The organism is Geomicrobium halophilum, from assembly GCF_014207655.1.
Taxonomy (GTDB): Bacteria; Bacillota; Bacilli; order Bacillales; family Marinococcaceae; genus Geomicrobium; species Geomicrobium halophilum.
In genome coordinates this window covers 495,481-516,627 of the sequence record NZ_JACHHJ010000001.1, presented here as the reverse complement: position 1 = coordinate 516,627, position 21,147 = coordinate 495,481, and the positions used below count along the sequence as shown (strand labels likewise).

Annotated in this window: 18 protein-coding genes; 6 read left to right on the top strand and 12 right to left on the bottom strand. The window is 43.5% G+C overall.

Translation table 11 applies throughout. The features are described from left to right. The first annotated feature begins 174 nt into the window (after positions 1 to 174). Positions 175 to 447 (top strand): hypothetical protein, encoded by a 273-nt coding sequence (locus HNR44_RS02505; protein WP_184402541.1) that lies wholly within the window; start codon positions 175 to 177, stop codon positions 445 to 447. A 130-nt stretch (positions 448 to 577) separates the two neighbouring features. Here HNR44_RS02505 and HNR44_RS02500 read toward each other — a convergent pair whose 3' ends face one another. Next, positions 578 to 712 carry a YfhE family protein gene (locus HNR44_RS02500; protein ID WP_184402540.1) on the bottom strand — a complete coding sequence of 45 codons (135 nt, stop codon included), beginning with the start codon at positions 710 to 712 and terminating at the stop codon, positions 578 to 580. A 283-nt stretch (positions 713 to 995) separates the two neighbouring features. Between HNR44_RS02500 and HNR44_RS02495 the strand changes: the two genes are divergently transcribed. The 4 genes from HNR44_RS02495 (at position 996) to HNR44_RS02480 (ending at position 5,394) form a co-directional block, all read left to right on the top strand. Continuing rightward, on the top strand, positions 996 to 1,844 hold the full coding sequence (locus HNR44_RS02495; RefSeq protein WP_184402539.1) for a MurR/RpiR family transcriptional regulator: 849 nt from the start codon (positions 996 to 998) through the stop codon (positions 1,842 to 1,844). A gap of 83 nt (positions 1,845 to 1,927) precedes the next feature. Continuing rightward, positions 1,928 to 2,827, top strand: a complete 900-nt coding sequence (gene gnd, locus HNR44_RS02490; protein WP_184402538.1) for a phosphogluconate dehydrogenase (NAD(+)-dependent, decarboxylating) — start codon at positions 1,928 to 1,930, stop codon at positions 2,825 to 2,827. 15 nt (positions 2,828 to 2,842) lie between these two features. Continuing rightward, positions 2,843 to 4,411: a gluconokinase gene (locus tag HNR44_RS02485; RefSeq protein WP_184402537.1), complete on the top strand. Its 1,569-nt coding sequence runs from the start codon at positions 2,843 to 2,845 to the stop codon at positions 4,409 to 4,411. A gap of 68 nt (positions 4,412 to 4,479) precedes the next feature. Then, positions 4,480 to 5,394: a manganese catalase gene (locus HNR44_RS02480; RefSeq protein ID WP_184402536.1), complete on the top strand. Its 915-nt coding sequence runs from the start codon at positions 4,480 to 4,482 to the stop codon at positions 5,392 to 5,394. Between the two features lie 267 nt (positions 5,395 to 5,661). On the opposite strand, the gene HNR44_RS02475 is transcribed toward HNR44_RS02480, so the two are convergent. The 11 genes from HNR44_RS02475 to HNR44_RS02425 form a co-directional block, all read right to left on the bottom strand. After that, positions 5,662 to 7,263 carry a long-chain fatty acid--CoA ligase gene (locus HNR44_RS02475; RefSeq protein ID WP_184403518.1) on the bottom strand — a complete coding sequence of 534 codons (1,602 nt, stop codon included), beginning with the start codon at positions 7,261 to 7,263 and terminating at the stop codon, positions 5,662 to 5,664. Further along, positions 7,263 to 8,408, bottom strand: a complete 1,146-nt coding sequence (locus tag HNR44_RS02470; RefSeq protein WP_184402535.1) for a CaiB/BaiF CoA transferase family protein — start codon at positions 8,406 to 8,408, stop codon at positions 7,263 to 7,265. Before HNR44_RS02470 ends, HNR44_RS02475 begins: the two co-directional genes overlap by 1 nt. A gap of 23 nt (positions 8,409 to 8,431) precedes the next feature. Continuing rightward, on the bottom strand, positions 8,432 to 9,970 hold the full coding sequence (locus tag HNR44_RS02465; RefSeq protein WP_184402534.1) for a class I adenylate-forming enzyme family protein: 1,539 nt from the start codon (positions 9,968 to 9,970) through the stop codon (positions 8,432 to 8,434). Positions 9,971 to 10,046: 76 nt separating this feature from the next. Continuing rightward, entirely contained in the window at positions 10,047 to 11,183 is a 1,137-nt protein-coding gene (locus HNR44_RS02460) for an acyl-CoA dehydrogenase family protein (RefSeq protein ID WP_184402533.1), read from the bottom strand. Between the two features lie 18 nt (positions 11,184 to 11,201). Next, positions 11,202 to 11,969, bottom strand: coding sequence for a 3-hydroxyacyl-CoA dehydrogenase (locus HNR44_RS02455; protein WP_184402532.1), 768 nt, complete (start codon positions 11,967 to 11,969; stop codon positions 11,202 to 11,204). Positions 11,970 to 11,982: 13 nt separating this feature from the next. After that, positions 11,983 to 13,137, bottom strand: coding sequence for a thiolase family protein (locus HNR44_RS02450; protein ID WP_184402531.1), 1,155 nt, complete (start codon positions 13,135 to 13,137; stop codon positions 11,983 to 11,985). Then, positions 13,115 to 13,735 carry a TetR/AcrR family transcriptional regulator gene (locus HNR44_RS02445; protein ID WP_184402530.1) on the bottom strand — a complete coding sequence of 207 codons (621 nt, stop codon included), beginning with the start codon at positions 13,733 to 13,735 and terminating at the stop codon, positions 13,115 to 13,117. Before HNR44_RS02445 ends, HNR44_RS02450 begins: the two co-directional genes overlap by 23 nt. Positions 13,736 to 13,931: 196 nt before the next feature. Next, positions 13,932 to 15,557, bottom strand: coding sequence for a BCCT family transporter (locus HNR44_RS02440; protein WP_184402529.1), 1,626 nt, complete (start codon positions 15,555 to 15,557; stop codon positions 13,932 to 13,934). A 762-nt stretch (positions 15,558 to 16,319) separates the two neighbouring features. Continuing rightward, positions 16,320 to 18,377, bottom strand: coding sequence for a catalase (locus HNR44_RS02435; RefSeq protein ID WP_184402528.1), 2,058 nt, complete (start codon positions 18,375 to 18,377; stop codon positions 16,320 to 16,322). Between the two features lie 161 nt (positions 18,378 to 18,538). Continuing rightward, complete coding sequence (locus tag HNR44_RS02430) at positions 18,539 to 19,096, bottom strand: spore coat protein (RefSeq protein ID WP_184402527.1); 558 nt, start codon at positions 19,094 to 19,096, stop codon at positions 18,539 to 18,541. 144 nt (positions 19,097 to 19,240) lie between these two features. Continuing rightward, entirely contained in the window at positions 19,241 to 19,399 is a 159-nt protein-coding gene (locus tag HNR44_RS02425) for a hypothetical protein (protein ID WP_184402526.1), read from the bottom strand. A gap of 210 nt (positions 19,400 to 19,609) precedes the next feature. On the opposite strand from HNR44_RS02425, the gene HNR44_RS02420 reads away from it, so the two are divergent. Beyond that, entirely contained in the window at positions 19,610 to 21,070 is a 1,461-nt protein-coding gene (locus tag HNR44_RS02420) for an alkaline phosphatase family protein (RefSeq protein ID WP_184402525.1), read from the top strand. The last annotated feature ends 77 nt before the right edge of the window (positions 21,071 to 21,147 follow it).

Genomic DNA, 21,147 nt, shown 5'->3' with positions numbered 1-21,147 from the left:
GCAATGACTAACATTTAAACTTCAGTTGTAGTATGAATTGGAATGGTTATAAAAATGCATCCACTAATGGAATTTTTTTCAGCCAATTCATTTATAGAAAAGAGCATGGCCTGAATGATGAAGGGCAAAATGTGATACATAGATCAGATTAAAATGGTGAAGGAGGAATTGACCATGAATAAGAAAATGATGTACGGAGCTCTTTGTGGAATATTCACCTTAGTCCTACTAACAGCTTGTAATGGGCAGGGGATGGATGACAGTGACATGAATGACGATATGGAGCATAATGGTGGAGAAGAACTCGATGAAGACGTTGAAGATGAGAATATCGAAGACGACGAGACAGGTGAGGGGATCGATAGGGACAATGAGGAGGGGGATGAGGATGTAGAAGAAGAAACTGGTGATGACCAAGATAATGAAGAAGAAATTTATAGTAACTAGCAGTTGTTACTACTCGGGTTCGAGGAGCTTAGAAGATTTTATATCCATTTGCAGATAAAAAGGCTTGCCATGTTCCCGATGGCAGCCTCTTTTCATTTAGGAAAGATAACGCAAGCGCAGCATTGCTGCCTTACTTCTTTTCATGTTTATCCTTATTTGCTTTATCCGCTTTTTTAAATTCCTCGCTATACGTAACTTCTTGAGCACTGTTTAGCCCGTTATTTTTGTCCGTCATTTGTTTGTGCGGCTCTTTGTTTTCTTCCATTATCCCCCACCCCCCTTCCCTTTTTGTGCACACCCATTTTTTCCGTCTACATGATGCATTAAACGTTATCAATCACCGGAAACCAATGGAAAAGCTTTTCCCCTGTCTCATCTTCCGAGATAAGATTCTGAATTCCTGAATAACCTTAATGATTACCGCCCTTAAAACATGCTCGCCGCCCGCGCGGGGATGCCTACAGGTGCTTCACATCCGTTCAAGCTTTGAATTTTTCATTCCATCGTTCATAATTAAGATATATCTTAACAAAAAGGCTGGGTCCTTTATGACGACGAATGAATGCTTACAGGCAATTCGGGCCCATTACAGTCTCTTATCGGAAAAGGAACGCCGGATTGCCGATTTTATATTGGGTTCACCCCACAAAGTGATTTATTTTTCGATCTCAGAGCTTGCATCAGCTAGCGAAGTAGCGGAAGCAACGGTTTTTCGTTTTAGCAAACATGTGGGGTACAAAGGCTTTCAAGAATTAAAAATTGCCTTGGCCCGTCAAATTGTAAAGCCGGAAGCCAATATTCACGAAGTGGTGCAAGAAACAGATGACACCGACACCATTACGAAAAAAATTTTCAACGAGCACAAACGGGCATTGGACGATTCGGTAGCATTAATTAAAGAAGAAACCGTCGATGGAGTCGTCAAGCACATGACCCAAGCTACACGGATTGACATCTATGGTTCAGGTGGTTCGGGCGTTGTTGCTTCCGATGCCTATCACAAGTTCATGCGCCTTGGGATTCCCACTCAAGCATTTACTGATGATCACCAGCAATTAATGTCTGCCGCTCTTTTAAAGGAAAACTCAGTGGCGATCGGTATTTCCAATAGCGGCAGCAATCGTGATGTCGTTGACGCTATACAAACCGCACGGGATAAAGGGGCAGTAACCATTGCGATCGCTAATAACCGCTTCTCTCCGCTCACAAAAGCCGCTCATTATACCCTGTCCACAAGCGCGCGAGAGTCCTTGTTTCGCACGGAAGCGATGGCTTCCAGAATCGTTCAACTCGCGGTGATCGACCTTCTTTATGTCACGGCGGCTATGCAAATGAAATCAACAACTCTGGAGAACCTGGAAGCCATTCGACAGGCCATCGCCGCAAAACGGTATTAATCAGAAATAATTTTTCTTCATATTCTTTACTTATGAAAATTATTTTTATAAGATAGAATCAATGAATATTGGAGGTCGATAAAATGCAGATAGGCGTGATTGGTTTAGGAAAAATGGGATTCCCTCTCTCCTTGCAGCTGCTTGATAAAGGATTTGACGTTGTAGGAGTGGATCAACAATCCGAATCTTTACATAAGCTTCATGAACAAGGGGGAACCACCACTTCTTCATTAGAAGCGTTTGTAGCTGAACTTGAGAAACCGCGTACGATCATCCTCCTCGTCCCAGCAGGTGAGGCCACAGACCACGTGTTAACAGCATTGTACCCTCAACTCGACGAAGGAGATTTGATCATTGATGCCGGCAACGCCCACTACAAAGATACCCTTCGCCGACATGAACAGTTACAATCCCGGGCAATTCTGTTTGCGGATAGTGGTACGTCCGGTGGAATATCTGGAGCACGAGAGGGATTGTGCGCGATGGTTGGTTGTGATGAGGCAGCGAAAGAACGCGTAACCACGTTGTTTACAGAAATCACAGTTCCTGGCGGATTTTTACATACTGGCCCGGTCGGGAGCGGTCATTATTTGAAAATGATTCACAATGGAATTGAATACGGTATGATGCAAAGTATTGGCGAAGGATTTGAACTGTTGGAAAAAGGACCGTTTGAATACAATTATGAACATGTGGCAGGCGTATGGAATAATGGCTCCGTGATCCGAGGCTGGTTAATGGAACTGATGGGAGAAGCCTTTAAAGAAGAGGACAAGCTGCAAAGTATCAAAGGTGAAATGCAATCTTCAGGCGAAGGTCAATGGACCGTAGAAGCTGCCCTTGAATACCAGGTAAGCGCTCCTGTCATTGCCCTTTCCCAGTTGATGCGCTACCGTTCCCTTGACGATGACCCCTTCCATGGAAAAGTCGTCGCCGCCCTTCGTCATCAATTTGGCGGGCATGCTGTGCAGTCAAAGGAGTAAGAGGAGGAACGTAATATGAATGAACGCTTATACATGGGCGTTGATATCGGCACGTCGGGGGTCAAAGCGATCGCTTTTGATCAAGATGGAAATGAACAATTCAAGGCTCATGAAACCTATCCTTTGGAGACGCCCACTCCAGATACTGCCGTACAAGACCCGGAGCTAATTTATGAAAAAACACGTGCTGTTATCATGGAAGTAGCCGAACACTGCGAAAATAAAGTGGCATGTGTGAGTTTTAGCTCCGCCATGCACAGCCTTGTTTGCATGAATGAAAGCGGCGCCCTTCTCACACCTTTAATTACTTGGGCAGATAAACGGAGCGCACATGTATCTAAACGCTGGCAAGCAGATGGTACCGGACATACCCTTTACGAAAAAACCGGAACGCCGACTCATCCAATGTCGCCACTCTGCAAACTTCGCTGGTTACAGGAAGAACAACCGCAACTGCTTGAAAACACAGCAATGGCGTTTGGTATAAAGGAATATATTTTCTTTCGATTATTTGATGTAACAGTGATGGACGAATCGCTTGCAAGTGCTACTGGACTCATGAACATTCACTCGCTTGAATGGGATGAAACCGCCCTGCAAGCAGCTGGGCTTTTCCCTTCACAACTACCAGATTTAGTAAAAACGACAGCAGCCTTCCATTCTAAGGATCAGAAACAGCGTGATTCACTCCGCTCCCTCAACTTATCCCCTGATACCCCATTTGTGATTGGTGCTAGTGACGGGGTATTATCGAATCTTGGCGTTGGGGCCATCAACCATGGTGAAGTGGCCTTAACGATTGGGACGAGCGCAGCGGTCAGAAGCGCAAGCCGTACTCCTCACATTGACGATAAAGGTAGAACCTTCTGCTACTTGCTCACAGAAGATCACTGGATTATAGGAGGGGCCGTAAACAACGGAGGACTTGTTTTACAGTGGCTCGTTGAAGAGTTTGTCAAAGAGCAGCATCAAAGCATTGGCTTGGCAGAAGCCACTAATACGGTCATGCATGACACAAAGGATGTTCCGCCCGGCGCCAATGGGCTTTTCTTTCTTCCCTTTTTAACCGGTGAACGAGCGCCGCTATGGAATCCAGATGCCCGGGCTGCATTCTTAGGATTGTCCATCGCTCATACACGTGAAGACATGGTCCGGGCTGCCCTCGAAGGTGTCACCTACAACATTTACAGCGTATTGCTCGCTTTGCAAGAATTGATCGGAGTGCCACAAGCCGTTTATGCTTCGGGAGGTTTTTCACGTTCATCTTCCTGGAAACAGATCGTCGCTGATGTCTTTGATCAGCCGCTTTATTTTCCAACATCGTACGAGAGTTCAACTTTCGGTGCCGCAGTTCTTGCGATGTACGCACTCGAGGACATTCAAGACTTGCATCATTTTAAAAATCAGCAACTGATTGAAGAAAAAATAGAACCGAACACGGAAAACGTCAAAACCTATCAAGAACTCATGTCTGTTTATCTCGACCTTTCCCGGAGTTTGGCTCCTCACTATGAACGATTAACGGAAATGCAACAGAGGTTAAACGGTGAAAGTCGTAAAAACCCCGTACACCCTAGAACATAAATCGTGCATAGGGACAATCTTCCTACAATAACCTCTAGGGATAGAGATTTTTCCCGGGAGGTTGTGCCATGTTTTATCATTTTAAGGAATTGCAATATCCTTCTAAGCCGTCAAGGCCAGACCCAGCTTATGGAAAAAAGTTACAAGAGATTTTAGGTGGTCAATTCGGTGAAATTAGTGTGATGATGCAATACCTCTTTCAAGGATTTAATTGTCGAGCCGACCCTAAGTATAGAGATCTCCTCTTTGATATTGGTACGGAAGAGATCGCCCATGTGGAAATGCTTGCAACCATGATCGCACGCTTGGTGAATGACGCATCCGTAGAGGATCAAGAACAAGCGTATAAAAGCAATCCCGCGGTCCAAGCGGTCATGTCCGGAGAGAACCCTCAACATTATATCGTCGCCGGAGCTGGTGCACAGGCTACCGATAGCGTTGGCTACCCATGGGTATCAAGATATACCATTGCTAGCGGGAACTTATTAGCTGATTTTCGTGCGAACTTGAACGCTGAATCACAAGGAAGGCTCCAGGCTACTCGCCTTTATCAAATGACCGATGACCCTGGGGTCAGGGATATGTTATCGTTTCTCATCGCTCGAGATACCTATCATCAAAACCAGTGGCTTGCTGCGATCAAAGAGTTAGAAGAGAGAGAAGATGACATAGTGGTGCCGACAACATTCCCAAGAGAGAAAGAGTTTGGGGAAGTCGCGTATAAACTTTACAATTTTTCAGAAGGTGAAGCGAGTAAAAAAGGAAGATGGGCAAGTGGCCCGAGCCTCGATAGCAGAGGTGAATTTCAATACGTCGATCGTCCGGTCGCCTATGGAAAAGAACCCCACTTAAAACCGACATCGCCAAAACTCTACAATACGCCGGTGAAACCAGAAAAACATATCCATTATGAACATCACGGACATCATGAGCATCATAAATATTATGAACATAAATATGATAGAGAAGAGAATGATGAATAACCGATTGGCAGGAGTGTCAAAAAAGTCATTTTTGACCTTGATCGTTACAATCACCTTGAAACAAGCGATCCCGTACCACTCTCAAAGTGATACGGGATTATTTTGGAATTAAGCCTACGGCTTATATCCTTTTACTCAACATTGGTCCATACTCGTAAATCGCTTACCTTCCTTGATTCTTCACCAAAGTTGCTTGAGGGGATCCTTTTTGCCTTGCACCTTTTAACTAACTTCGCTCAGTTCCTACAGCTAGGCCCCCCGTCAATCTTACTGCTGCACCTTCTCCCTTAACGCCCGCTTCAAAAATTTCCCTACCGACGTTTTCGGGATTTCATCCATAAAGATAACCTCATCAGGGAGCCACCACTTAGCAAACTGAGGTTTTAAGAACTCGATAATCTCATTTTTTAACGTGGATGCTTGATAGGTCTCTTTAACTACAACACAGGCTACTGGACGCTCTTGCCATTTTTCATCAGCAACCGCAACAACAGCAGCTTCCTTTACAGCATCATGGGCCATAATCGCATTTTCAAGCTCCACGGAAGAAATCCACTCTCCACCACTTTTGATCAAATCCTTCGTTCGGTCGACAATTTTAATCGATCCTTCTTCATCGACGGTGACGACATCACCCGTATGAAGCCAACCATCTTGGAATGCCTCCTTGCTCCGTTCATCATTATGATATTGATCAGCGATCCAAGGGCCCCGGATGAGCAACTCACCCATATCCTCCCCGTTCCACTCCACTTCTCCAGTTTCGTTCATGACTTTAATGTCAATTCCAGGAACGGCCATCCCTTGGCTCGCTCGGATATCCAATCGATCATCTTCCGCTAATTTCTTTTGATAACTTTTCAAGCGAGCCAATGTGACAAGGGGAGTCGTTTCGGTCAGACCATAAGCATGAATGAAAGGAACATTGAAATCTCTTTCAAACTTCTGAATCATCCCTTTCGGTGCGGCAGATCCGCCGCAAATAACGGCCCGTAAACTACTCGTATCATAAACCTCTTGTTCTAATTCCTGCAGTAACCCTAGCCAAATGGTTGGTACACCTGCTGTCATCGTTACTTTTTCATTTTGGATCAGTTCAGCCAACAATTTTGGTGTGAAATTTGGTCCAGGCAACACTTGCGTTGTACCAAACCACGTCGCGGTATAAGGCATTCCCCACGCATTGGCATGAAACATCGGTACAACTGGCATAACGACATCTTCCTCAGAGACCCCTGTTGAATCCGTAAGGCCCTGCGATAAACTGTGTAATGCAATACCTCTATGCGAATACACCACGCCTTTAGGTTTTCCAGTTGTTGCAGACGTGTAGCACATCGCTGCCGGCTCATTTTCATCAATATCTTGTAAAAAAAGATAGGAGTCGTCGCCTTCCCTGATCAGTTTTTCATACGAATAAACCACTTCAAAAGAGTTTGCCGGAAGTTCATCCTTATCGGTCATGACGATAAATGTATGAACACTCGTTAATTGATCTTTGACATTTTCGATCAAAGGCAGCAAGTCCTCATCTATAAGAAGTACTTGATCCTCAGCATGATTAATCACATGAACGAGGTGTTCTTTAGGGAGGCGGATATTGATCATGTGTAAAACACCTCCCATACCAGGGACGCCGAAATATGCCTCCAGATGCCGATGATGGTTCCACGCAAATGTCCCCACACGTTCACCTCTACGAACGCCTAGTTTTTCTAGTGCACTGGATAACGCCCTTGTTCGGCGCCCGACTTCCTTATATGTCAACCGGTGCATCTGATCGAATGTACGAGAGACTACTTCTTTTTTCGAAAAGTACTTTTCCGCACGCTCTAACATCGGCGCGACAGTTAATTGTGTGTTCATCATCATCCATCATTCCTTCCTTTTGTATATAATTCAGCCAACAATTGATCAGTATGCTCCCCTAGTTTAGGTGCATGCGTCCTTATTGACGCCGGTGTTTCTGATAACTTAATAGGAAACCCTATTTGTTTAATGGCCCCAGTTGGGTGATCGACCGTTTGAATCATCCCCCTTTCCATTACTTGTGGGTCACGTGTGACCTCACCTAACGTCAGCAGCGGTGTAACACAAGCGTCTTTGTCTTTAAACACTTCCATCCATTCCGAAAGACTTTTCTTCAAAATCTCCGTTTGAATTTCTGCTTTCAAACGGTGCTGTTCTGCCACTGGTGCGTGGAGAAGTGGGATACATGCTTCTTTTTTTATCCCTTCACAAAATGCTTGCCAAAATTTCGGTTCAAGGGCACCGACGGATAACCAGCGCCCATCTTTTGTTTCATACACTTCATAACAGGCTTTTCCGCCGGAAAGCGGTAACTCCTCTTTCTGCACGGAAGTTTCATTGACAAAATATTCAGGCAGTATAGTTTGTAACCAGGAAAGGACTCCATCAAGCATGGAAACATCTACGAACTGCCCTTGCCCTGTCTTCCGTTTTTCTAAGAGGGCAAGCAGCGTCCCAACCACGGCGGGAAGTGCCCCACCTCCCAAGTCCGCAATCTGGACGGAAGGAACCGTAGGTTTTTGATTCGTTCCCCCCATTAAATGTAAGATCCCTGCGTAACTGAGATAATTAATGTCATGACCGGAACGGTTCGCATAGGGGCCTGTCTGACCGTAACCGGTAATCGCACAGTAGACAAGGCCGGGGTTGATCTCTTTTAATGTCCCATAGCCCATGCCCAGTTTTTCCATGACATGAGGGCGGAACGATTCAATGACGACGTCCGCAGTTTCTACCATTTTCAAAAATGTTTCTTTTCCTTCTGATTCTTTTAGATTAAGTGTGACACTCTTTTTATTTCGGTTCAATGAATGGAAGAAAGGGCTATCCTTCGTAGAGTCTGAAGACATTGACCGAGCATAGTCCCCCTTTTGGGGCTCTTCAATTTTGATCACTTCCGCCCCAAAATCAGCAAGCATCATTGTTGCATAAGGACCTGGCAAAAGCCGTGTAAGATCGAGCACACGTATATCATCTAATGTCATTTGGGCCACCTCTTTGAACATGCTCACAAATGAGGGTTATATGTGTTTTTTAACGCCTCTCGCATTTTATATTTTTGCAATTTTCCTGATGCATTTCGTGGCAATTCCTCTACAAGCTGTAGTTTTCGCGGAATCTTGAAGCCAGCCATTTTTTCACGACAAAACGTTTGTAACTCTTCAAGGTCAAGGGTACCCTCGCCTGGTTTAATTACAGCCACTGCAGTTACAACCTCCCCCCATTTATCATCTGGCGTACCTATAACACCTGCTTCCAATATTTTTGGGTGACCATACAGTACATTCTCCACTTCCACGGTATAGACGTTTTCCCCGCCCGAGATAATCATATCCTTGCTGCGATCAACAAGAGTAATATATCCTTCTTCGTCACGAACTGCCAAATCCCCTGTATGAAGCCACCCATCTACGATAGTAGCAGCTGTCTCATCCGGCTTCTTATAATACTCCTTCATAATTGGATTCCCACGTAGAAGGAGTTCCCCGACTTCTCCGTCGGCTGATTCCACGCCTTCACTTTCCACTTTACACTCCACGAACAACATCGGAAGGCGCCCGGACTTTCCAATATGTTTTTTATGGTCTTCCGGGAAAAGTGCGATTCCGCTCGGGCCGCCCTCCGTTAAGCCACATAGGTTATAAAATTGATCCGTGTTAAATAGTTCCATGCTTTGACGTACGATTTCAGGTGCCATAGGTGCAGCACCATACCCGCATAATTTGATCGAATCAAGGTTATATTTGTCTGCATTCGGTGCTTGCAACAAATAGGAATACATGGTAGGAATCCCGAAGAAAAAAGTCACACGATATTTTTCAATCATTTTTAACACAGTTTGCGGCTCAAAATCACGGAGAATCACATGCGTTGCACCTACGTAAAGCCCTTGCAACAAAAAGAGATTAAGTTGTGCCGAATGAAACAACGGTGCAACATGAAGATGTGTTTCGTTCGCATGCAAACCGAGCAATCCCGTGACCCCTTGGGAGATGTAAGAAATCCGTTGATGATCGAATAAGGCCCCTTTCGGGCGTCCTGTCGTCCCCGAGGTGTATAGGATTTCAAAATCGTCATCACTACTGACTTTCACATCAGGTTCCATATCAGAATCATGAAAAATGTTTTTGAATGACAAGTGTTTCGTCACTTTTGCTGCTGGGACGGAGATAACATCACGAATCCCTGGAATGGAAGCTGTCGCTTCTTCAATGAGCGTTTCGAACTCATCGTCACAAATGACTGTGACCGCATCCGACTGTTGCAATATATATTGAACTTCACTTACAACAAGTCGAAAATTAATCGGAACAAGTACAGCGCCAAGTTTCGCTGCCCCATAAAAGGATATAACAAAATCATCGGAATTTTTCATCATTAAGGCCACTTTTTCTCCCTTGCGAACCCCTTGCTTCATCAGGCCATTGGCAAACTGATTGATACGTTGGTTCAGTCCACGATACGTGTACTCGCGTTCATTGTAGATTAACGCCATTTTCTCTGGGTGACGGCGAACGTTTTGAACAAAAACCGAAATGACATTCATGCCATTCTCCTCCTTTTTTAATGAAACCAGTGGCCAGGCCACTGGTAACAGCTATCCACCTTCGGAGTATAAAAGCTCAAAGACCCATATTCTTAGCAATAATCCCTTTCATAATTTCATTCGTACCGGCATAAATCGAAGCGACCTGGACGTCACGGAATCTTCTCGCGATCTCATATTCCTCGATGTATCCGTAACCGCCGTGGAGTTGCATACACGTATCAGCCACTTTTTTCAGCAAGTCGGTCGTCCACCATTTTGCCATTGAAACTTCGCTCACGATTTGCTCTCCATCCATATGCTTTTTGATCAATTCATCGACAAACGTACGACCGATTTTAATTTCCGAAGCCATTTCAGCAATTTTAAATTGCGTATGTTGAAACTGACTGATCGGTTGGCCAAATGCCTGTCTTTCTTTGACGTAATCCACAGTAATCTCAAGCATTCGCTCCAGAGAAGCAATGGCTCCAATTGCAATGGTAAGCCGTTCTTGCTGTAATTGTTCCATTAAATAATAAAACCCTTTATTTTCCTCGCCAAGCAAATTTTCAGCAGGAACTTTAGCCTGATCAAAAATCAGTTCCGACGTATCTTGAGAATGTTGTCCGACTTTTTTTAGTTGTTTTCCCTTTGTGAAGCCCTCAGTTCCTTCCTCGACAACGAGCAAACTAATCCCTTTATGACCAGCAAAGCGATCGGTTTTGCAGACAACAATCACAAAATCAGAGAGTACACCATTGGTTATAAAAGTCTTTTCTCCATTTACAATATAGAAATCTCCGTCTCTCTTGGCAGTCGTTTTCACATTTGCAAGATCTGAACCAGCCCCTGGTTCTGTCATTGCTATCGCTGAAACGATATCACCGTTAACAGCCCTTGGCAGCCAGCGCTGTTTTTGTTTCTCTGTACCATAGTGACCGATGTATGGCATGACAATGTCATTATGAAGCCCAATTCCAATAAGGCCGGTTCCTACCCTTTCCAATTCCTCCGTAATGATCACCGAATAGCCAAAATCCGCATTCAAACCCCCATACGATTCATCAACCCATGGGCAAAGAAACCCTTCCTCTCCCATTTTCTCCCAAAAGGATCGAGGCACTTGTTTATCTTCTTCCCATTGCTGAAAAAATGGAACCGCTTCTGCTTCCAAAAATTTACGTAATGACTGTCTGAAAATATGATGTGTTTCCGTTACATAAGCTCCCATCTTTTCACCTCTTACCCATTATTTCGGTGTCATTCGTACCGCTCCATCTAGACGAATGGTTTCACCATTGAGCATGGAGTTTTCCACAATTGATTTTGCCAACCGAGCGAATTCTTCAGCTTTCCCGAGTCGAGATGGGAACGGAGTCATCTCCCCTAACGCATTTTTAGCCTTTTCGGGTAACGATGCGAATAGCGGAGTTTCAAATAGCCCCGGTGCGATTGTCATAACCCGAATTCCATGTTTTGAAAGATCTCTGGCGATTGGAAGCGTCATTCCAACAATTCCACCCTTAGATGCGCTATAAGCAGCCTGACCAATTTGTCCGTCAAACGCAGCAATCGATGCGGTATTAATAATCACCCCACGCTCTTTTTCTTCATTCTCATTATTTTTCATCATCTGTTCCGCAGCTAAGCGAATGATATTAAAGGAGCCAATTAAATTAATTTGAACCACTTTTGAAAACGTTTGTAAATCATGGGGCCCTTTACTTCCCACTGTTTTTTCAGCAGACCCAATACCTGCACAATTAACGACTGTGTTTAAATGACCGAATGTATCAACCACGTGAGCGAATGCATTTTCTACACTTTCTTCATCTGTTACATCTGTATTGATGTACAATGCCTGTTCCCCAATTTCCTCGGCCAACTGCTCCCCCTTTTCATTATTAATATCTAAAATAGCTGCTTTACCGCCTTCTTTTATGATTTCTTTAACCGTGGCTTCCCCTAGACCTGAAGCTCCTCCTGTTACTACTGCTTTCACATCTGCTGGATTCATCGTTTCTCCTCCTCTAATCGATTCGTTCGATGATTGTCGCATTTGCCATTCCATGACCTTCACACATGGTCTGCAATCCGTACCGGCCGCCTGTATGTTCTAATTCATGAATTAATGTCGTCATTAACCGTGCCCCGCTAGCACCGAGCGGATGGCCAAGAGCGATCGCGCCTCCATTAGGATTCAGCCTTGTCGGTCTAGCACCTGTTTCGGCTAACCAGGCTAAGGGCACACTTGCAAACGCCTCATTGACTTCAAAAAAGTCAATATCCTTTATAGTGAGGCCTGCTTTTTTTAAAACCTTTTCGGTAGCGGGAATGGGACCCGTTAACATAAGCGTTGGGTCTGAGCCAACAACTGAACGAGCAAGCACGCGAAAACGAGGTTTTAACCCCAATTTATGAGCTTTTTCCCTCGACATCAATAAAAGTGCTGCTGCACCATCACTAATCTGACTGGAATTACCTGCATGGATGTTTCCCCCTTCACGAAATGGGGAGGATAATTCTCTCAATTTTGCCAGACTCGTATTGTCGCGGGGACCCTCGTCATAAGTCATCTCTTCCTCTTTTAAAGGAGCGGGCATGGGCGTTTTCAATGACATGATTTCTTGATCAAAACGGCCTTCTTTTTGAGCCACAACCGCTTTTTCGTGACTTTCAAGTGCAAACTCATCCAGTTGACTCCGGCTGATGCTCCACTCATCAGCGATTCTTTCCGCTGATAATCCCTGATTGATCATCTCATATCTAGAGGTTAGCTCATCACTTAAACTGACTCCCTGCATATTTGAACCCATAGGAACACGTGACATATTTTCGATGCCTCCAGCAACCACTACATCCATGTCTCCACTTATAATTGCTTGGGAAGCAAAATGAACGGCCTGTTGACTGGACCCACATTGACGATCAATGGTTGTACCTGGAACCTCCATAGGATAATCAGCGATTAACGACGCCACACGTGCAACATCAAATGCTTGCTCGCCTACTTGAGATACGCATCCGTAGATGATGTCTTCAATTTCAATGGGATCAATACCCGTTCTTTGAACAATTTCCTTTAGAGGCTTAGCAGCTAGATCATCCGCGCGCATGTGACTTAGCTGTCCTTTTTTCTTACCGACTGGTGTTCGAACTGCTTCAACGATCACTGCTTCCCGCATTCCCCTCACCCTTCCTGACCATCCTTAATAAATAATCCGACATCGTACCTGCCACTTCACTGCTGCTTTTTTCACCACGGTGTGTAAACCATTCCACCACCCAATTCATACTTCCTAAAATAATCATGCGCGATATTTTCTGATCCAAGGAAACAAAGTCACCTTCAGTGATCCCGTCCTTTAGAAACGTATCAAAATAACTTTCATAACAATCGCGCAAATCGACAATTTCTGCTAACCGCTCACCTGAAAATGTAGTTTCAGGCTGAAACATCATCATAAATAATGTCTTTTCCTGAATCGCATACTCAATATGCGATTGCATTGCTTTCCATAATTTAGCAGAAGCTGATTCATGTTCATTTGAAGTCGCTTTCACTTTTTCAATGCTTTCTTCCAGGACCAAACGATTGCATTGATAAATGAGTTCTTCTTTACTCTTAAAATAATAATAGACCGAGCCCTTCGTTAGCATTAATTCCGCAGCCACTTCCTCTACAGTTGTACCGTGATACCCCTTTTTAGAGAGGATATTTAATGTTGACCGGAGAATATCAGCTTTCTTCTTCGATGCTTTCTGTTTCCGTAATGTGGACATCGCCACCCCTTCCTTCAGCCTATTCGTTACAAATTATACTATCAGGTCAAATTCATACTGACAAGTTAATTTTTTGATCATTTAAAATCCTCTTCATAATATCAAGACCTAAAAAAATATAGCGTCGACAATTGTATCGTTTCTGAACGGAAGAAAAAATGCAGCCCGTTTTGGGGCTGCATACCACACGAAAAGCTTATTGCTTTTCTTCGTCCTCTATTTCAACATCCTCATCAGGCATGTTTTCTTCGAATTCCTTACGTTTTTCTTCAAGTGTACGTTTTGATTTCCTTTGGTATTCAGGGTCATAATCGCGTTGTTTGCTCTCAAGAAGTAAGATATCATACTCACTACTCAAGGCCTTCACAAGTGATATCCCCATGGCGATTACTACAAAGGTAAACGGAAAGGCAGCAATAATCATTGCAGTTTCTAAAGCTTCCAAACCGCCGGAAAACAAGAGAACAGCAGCTGTTCCGGCTAGGATTAGACCCCAGATTATTTTAACTTTCAAAGAGGGGTTTAATCTTCCACCTGTCGTCAGCATTCCAAGAACGAATGTAGCTGAATCAGCAGATGTAATGAAAAACGATGAAATGAGTAGAACTGTAATTCCAATAACAATCGAAGCTAATGGGAGTGATTCAAGGAAGGCAAATAAAGCACCTTCTTCTCCTACCTCTGACATAAGTGCATATAAAGCACCGCCTTCTTGATTATCCATACTAATACCAGAGAAACCAAATACGGCAAACCAAATCGCACTAAATAGCATAGGAACAGCCAATACACCGATCACAAATTCCCGAATTGTCCTTCCCCTAGAGACACGAGCAATAAATGTACCGACGAAAGGCGACCATCCGATCCACCAAGCCCAATAAAAGATTGTCCAAGCATCAAGAAACTCACGATCTCCAGTAAACGCGTTTGTGCTAAACGTCATACTTGGAAGATTTTGCAAGTAATTTCCTATTGTGGTAGAAAAGGATTCTACGATCTGTACAGTCGGTCCAAGAATTAATACAAAAAGCATTAAACCAATAGCGAGCACAATATTTGTCCAGCTTAAATAGCGAATTCCTCTATCTAATCCAGTTGACGCTGACAATATAAACAGGCCAGTAACGACAAGAATCACAATCAGCTCAGTAGTAGTATTACTTTCCAGCCCCTCGAAAGTGAAACTTAAACCTGCTGTTATCTGACTTGCACCTAGGCCGAGAGAGGTGGCAATTCCAAAAACCGTGGCGAAGACCGCTAATACATCAATCGTATGACCTAACCCACCTTTGACTCGATCACCCAATAATGGGGTGAAGGCAGAACTGATTAATGCTGGTGCTTGATGCCTAAATTTGAAATAAGCAAGTGTTAAAGCGACGACAGCATATGTAGCCCATGGATGAAAACCCCAATGGAATAATGTGTACTGAAGCGACTCTGCTGTAGCTGCCACCGTTTCCGGTTCTGCAGAAGGAGGTTCGTAGTAATGAGCTAATGGTTCTGAAACACCAAAGAAAACAAGACCTACCCCCATACCTGCCGTAAAAAGAAAGGCAAACCAGGTAAAGTAACTATATTCTGGTCTCTCATCCGGTTTTCCCAGTCGTATCCTACCGTAAGGACCAAAAATCAAAAACAGCGCAAAGATTACAAAAGCCGTCGTGGCAAATAAGTAAAACCAGCCAAGATTGGTCGATATAAAATCATTAATCCCACCCAAAACATAGCCAACGTGATCTGGCGCAAAGAAGCCCCAAGCGATGAATACGAGAGAAATGGCTAATGCTACATAAAAAACCACTGTTAACTTCTTCATAAATATTAAATCCTCCTAGATCTAGGCTTGTGACAAAACCTACAACTGACAGTATAACATGCTATCATAAGGTTTCAAGGGATATATCAAAGCATACAAATTATTAATAAATATATTAATATTATAGCGTATTCATAAAGAAGGACAGAAAGAGCCGAGTAGGTCGAGGAGTCGTAGCTTGGAGCACCCTGCCTGCACCACGAAAGCATTCACTTCTCATGAAGGAAAGATTGGTTCCGAGGAGCGAAGCGTAAGCTGGCATCCTCGCAAGCGACTCTTCGCACGAAGAAAAAGTGGTGCTTTTTCGAGGATATCGTTCATACGTGAGGAGCTGAGCTGCAAGACGACGAAGAGATATGACTTTATTTTTCCCGGACATTTTGAATATCATTTTGTCATCTTAATATAGACTTTTCCAGCGCTCTCCATTTTGTTTTATTCCCACCGCTGTAGATGTAGTAGTAACCTACCGTTACCTTAAATATTCATCTTACAAGATAGGTTTGTGAAAAAGGAGAAATCTAGCCCTTTACAAAGAGATTTCTAACCCCCATTCCACAGTTCCCAATCACTTCCGCTTTGCCCGATCTTTACTTTGCATCATTGACAAAGATCAAAAAGGGACAAAAACATTTGTGCTTCTATTTATTCTCGTCCTCATTGTAGGAACGATTAATATAAAGGTGAATTCAACGGTTACAGTGGAAGGTTTGAGTAAATTCATCAAAACCCCCACTAATGGTAGTGGGAGCTTTAAAAAGACTATACGGTTTTTCGATCCCAGTGTCGATGGACAGCAATGGCCTCAACAAACGAAGTAGTGAAGTCATTATTCTTGTCCTTTCCTATGATGACACCTTGAGCATTATCCAACTTTTCATTTTCTAACCATTTTCCTCCATCATTCGTTACTGCGATCGGCTTATAGTGCATGAAAGCTTCGTGCATAAACTTGGTTGCTTCCTTTTCAAAAGCTTGGCTGGCATGTTTTCCTCCATCAACATAAACAGCATCAAAAGCAACGGACCCATCTGTGAGAAATGTATGCTTTGCCTCCACCTTACTGCTGTCCGCTCCTGTAATCACACCTAGTTTATCGCTTAAAATCGCTGCCTGCACACCGGCTGCCTGCAACGCCTCTACCATAGCCTTCACTTTCGCTCCATCAAACCCCTCCGTTACAAGGACAGCAGCCTTCCGAGACATGGCCTTTTTCGGTGTATTCTGCTGGCTTAACGCAGGGGATGATTTTGTCACTTCTTCCCCACCTTGTTGCGGAGGATTTGCGCCAATATTGACAGCAAACGCTGTTGTCATTTCCATATTCACGTTTGCAAACATATCAACCACTTTCTGTCGCACATCCTTGCTTTTTACCTTTCCTAGCTCAAAGCTAAAGGCATCAATGATATGCTGCTTTTCTGCTGGGCTCATACTATTCCAGAATAGCGACGACTGGGAAAAATGATCTTTAAAGCTCTCGCTCCGGGAGCGAATCTTGCTTCCTTCCACTTTTTCCTGGTGATGAGCATAGCCGCCTTCAGCTTCACTCACGGTATATGGTGAATTATTCGCTAAATCATTATTGTGGTGGGCGACCTGACCTTTATTAATAATGTGACGCGAAAATCCATCGCGTTGGTTATTATTGAACGGACAAACCGGACGGTTGATCGGTAGTTCGTGGAAGTTTGGCCCGCCGAGTCGGAGTAACTGAGTATCTAAATAAGAAAACAAGCGACCTTGCAAAAGAGGGTCATTGGAAAAGTCAATCCCTGGGACAACATTACCGGGATGAAAAGCCACTTGCTCGGTTTCTGCGAATACGTTATCCACATTACGATTCAATGTCATTTTCCCAATGATACACACAGGAACATCTTCTTCGGGCCAGATCTTGGTCGCATCGAGGATATCAAAATCAAACGCAAATTCATCTTTTTCCTCAATCATTTGAACCCCCAGCTCATACTCCGGGTAATTGCCCATATTAATCGCATCCCACAAATCTCTACGATTAAAATCAGGGTCTTTTCCGCCAATTTTTTCGGCTTCGTCCCAAACGAGGGAATGCGTTCCTAAAACAGGCTTCCAGTGGAACTTCACAAAATAAGCCGTTCCTTCTTCATTAATGAAACGAAAGGTATTCACCCCAAACCCTTCCATCATGCGAAAACTTCGTGGAATCGCACGGTCACTCATCAACCACATCACCATATGAGCTGTTTCCTGATTTTGCGAGACCCAATCCCAAAAGGTATCATGAGCGGCACTTGCCTGAGGCATTTCATTATGGGGCTCCGGTTTAATCGCGTGTACAACATCAGGAAACTTAATTGAATCCTGAATAAAAAAGACAGGAATGTTATTCGCAACTAAGTCATAGTTTCCTTCTTCCGTATAAAACTTTGTCGCAAAACCACGAGCATCCCGAGGTGTATCCTTTGAGCCGCGTGAACCAACTACCGTTGAAAATCGTACAAAGACTGGGGTTTTTACTTTTGGATCTTGTAAAAATTTAGCCTTCGTAAAGGGTCTCATCGATTCATAAACTTCAAACTCCCCGTGAGCCGCGAAACCACGTGCATGGACGACGCGTTCCGGAATTCGTTCATGGTCAAAGTGAGTCATTTTTTCCCGAAAATGAAAATCCTCCATTAATGTCGGGCCGCGTTCTCCGGCGGTTAACGACAACTCATCCTCAGACATCTTTAGCCCTTGATTCGTCGTTAATTCTTTATCTTGATTATCTGTGCTACGAAACTGCTCCAATTGCTCATTCTTACTGTTTTCGTTTACTTTCTTGCTTTCATCATTCACGCACGTCACTCCCTTACTTCATGGATTTCTCTTCAAACTATTATCACTAATCAATCCTTCCTTTATGTTAGAAAGACTTGGCTTTTCACCCGTTTTAGCCAAAAGCAAACGGTCCACCATACAATGAAAGCGCAAGCAACGTTGGCGCTTGCGCTACATCCTTACTTCTTTTGCAAGATTGGAAAGACTCCCCCGACCTTTTGGATTTCCATCGCTGGTGCAGGGGCAAGTGGATAATAACCCTTCGTCACCATATATTGCCATATATCATAGGCATGGTGGCTGCTATTAAGGAATGCATTTTCCAAAAAGGTCCTAAGGTCAGGATTTGCGCATTCAAACGTTGCTTTCGCATAATTTGTACCAGCAGCTTTTTGATTAAGTAAATAAGCAGTCGCAATTTCTCGATCATTCGGTTGTTGTTCTTGGATTCTTAGCTCCACCGACGGAAGAGGCTCGACTGGCGATTGGGTGTAGCTTGCTAAATTGGGCTGTAAACTTGAAGGTTGGAATTTGGTAATGTCGGGTGTACCGGCATTTTGTAAAAATTCAACTTTCAAGTTATAATCTTCTACGTGTTTAGGAAAATGTTCGGAAAGAAGTTGCTGTAATTCCTGATCTTGTGCCTGTTGGATCCAGGTAGACATACAGTGCACAGTGTTATAACACCCCATCGTTAGTTCCGTTAATTCATGGAATTCATGTCCGGCTAATTGCATATTTTATGCCCTCCTATCATTATTTTATTTTCCAAACCTAGCATCTCCTCCGTAACATGGATTATTCATGGAAAGCTTTCTCGATGAGGTTGGATCGACATAAAATGCGGGAGCGCTCCCAAGGAGGCTCCCGCTTGTGTAAGATTACTGATTGTTGTTATTTTGCTGGTTTTGCTGGTTGCGGTTTTGCTGATCTTGTTGGTTGCGGTTTTGCTGGTTGTCCTGTTGGTTGTTTTGCTGGTTGTTCTGTTGATTGTTTTGCTGATTGTTCTGCTGGTTGTTTTGCTGGTTTTGATTTGTCATCTTTTAATCACCTCCACATTCGTTACGGTGCCCCTGTGATGAGAGAATATACATAAAAATATCACTGAAAAAGCATATAAATTCATGGGTTCTTCTTTTCAAGATATAGTAAGAGCTTGAAAAACTTCAGCACGGCGCCTATTCCCTATTTTATGCATAAATTGCACTATTTCCTTCATGCTAAACAAAAAATGATTTGTACGGGGGATTATGGTGAAAAAAAGTTCAAAGCCAGTCATTCTTTTAATTATTGATACATTAATGTCTACCCCTTTAGAGGAAGCTGTTCAAACAGGGTTTGCTCCAGCCCTTCAGTATCTCATGAAAAGAGGCAGGTACTTTCCCCAAATGGTCAGCTCCTTTCCGACAATGTCCGTTAATATTGAAAGCACGTTATTGACTGGGGTGTACGCTGATCAACATCGCTTACCTGCACTCCTTTGGTATCATGAAGATGAAAAGAGAATCGTAAACTATGGGACTGGTGTAAAAGAAATCTTAAAGACAGGGGTCTCACAATTTATAAATGATATGTTTTTTGAATTAAACAATGTTCATTTAAGTAAGAACGTAAACACGATCCATGAGGAGTTAGCAGGAAGAGGGCTTACAAGTGCCTCGATCAATACCTTTGTGTATCGTGGGAATACACAAAGGCAACTACTTCTTCCTAAAAGGTTACAAATGATGACCAAGGGTAAAGAGACATGGGAAATCCATACGCCACCGTTATGGTCCCTAGGTTCCTTTTCAAAGTTTAGTCCGTTCACTAGAACTCCCCATACATTTTCCGGGAACTATAAAGCAAGTATCCGTGAAATCAAGCATTTAATCAAAAAGCGTAAGCTTCCAGCTTTTACGATATGCGGCATCCAAGACCTTGATCTACGTATCCATATAAAAGGTCCTATGGACATAGCAGGAATACAAAAAATAGACCGTGAATTACAAAAGCTTTTTGGGCTTTTTTCAAGTTGGGACGAGGCGATTAAGGCATGTACATGGATCATACTGTCAGATAATGGCCACGCTTCCATGGGTAATAACAGGAAGCATTATGTCATTAACCTGAGAAAGGTCTTTAAAGGCTTTTCGATTATGAAAGATACGAGACCCGTTCTTCACAAAGATCAAATCGCACTTGCCGTCAATCAAAGAACAGCCTTTGTATATTGTCTCGGTAACGGTGTTGATAGAACGAACGTAATCAAGCGATTAAAACAAGATCAACGCATTGATATCATAGCATGGGAAGAGTATGGACAAACCCACGTTGTATCCGGAGAAATGGAAGGGCTTTTTTCATTTGAAGGAGGGGGACATTACTCCGATGAGTACAAGCAAACATGGGCAATTTCAGGAAATGAAAAACTGCTGGATATCACGGTAAAAAATAACCACCTCCATTATGGGGATTATCCAGATGCACTTGCACGGCTTTCCAGCAGCTTACGATCACACAAAGGAAACTATATTGTAGCCACTGCAAAACCTGGATATGAATTTAAAGAAAAGGGGTCCCCTATCCATGTGGACGGTGCGGCACATGGATCATTGCACAAGCAAGAATCATCGGTTCCTATGATAGTGGCCGGTACAAACATATACCCGCAATATGAAAGGATTGTAGATGTTAAACCTTGGATTTTACGTTTACTAACCAATGACTAATTCATTAGATTATAGTTGGTTTTACGCTACGGGACAGTAAAGTCGTCGATGATTTAAAACCTTTGTAGAAGATTCAC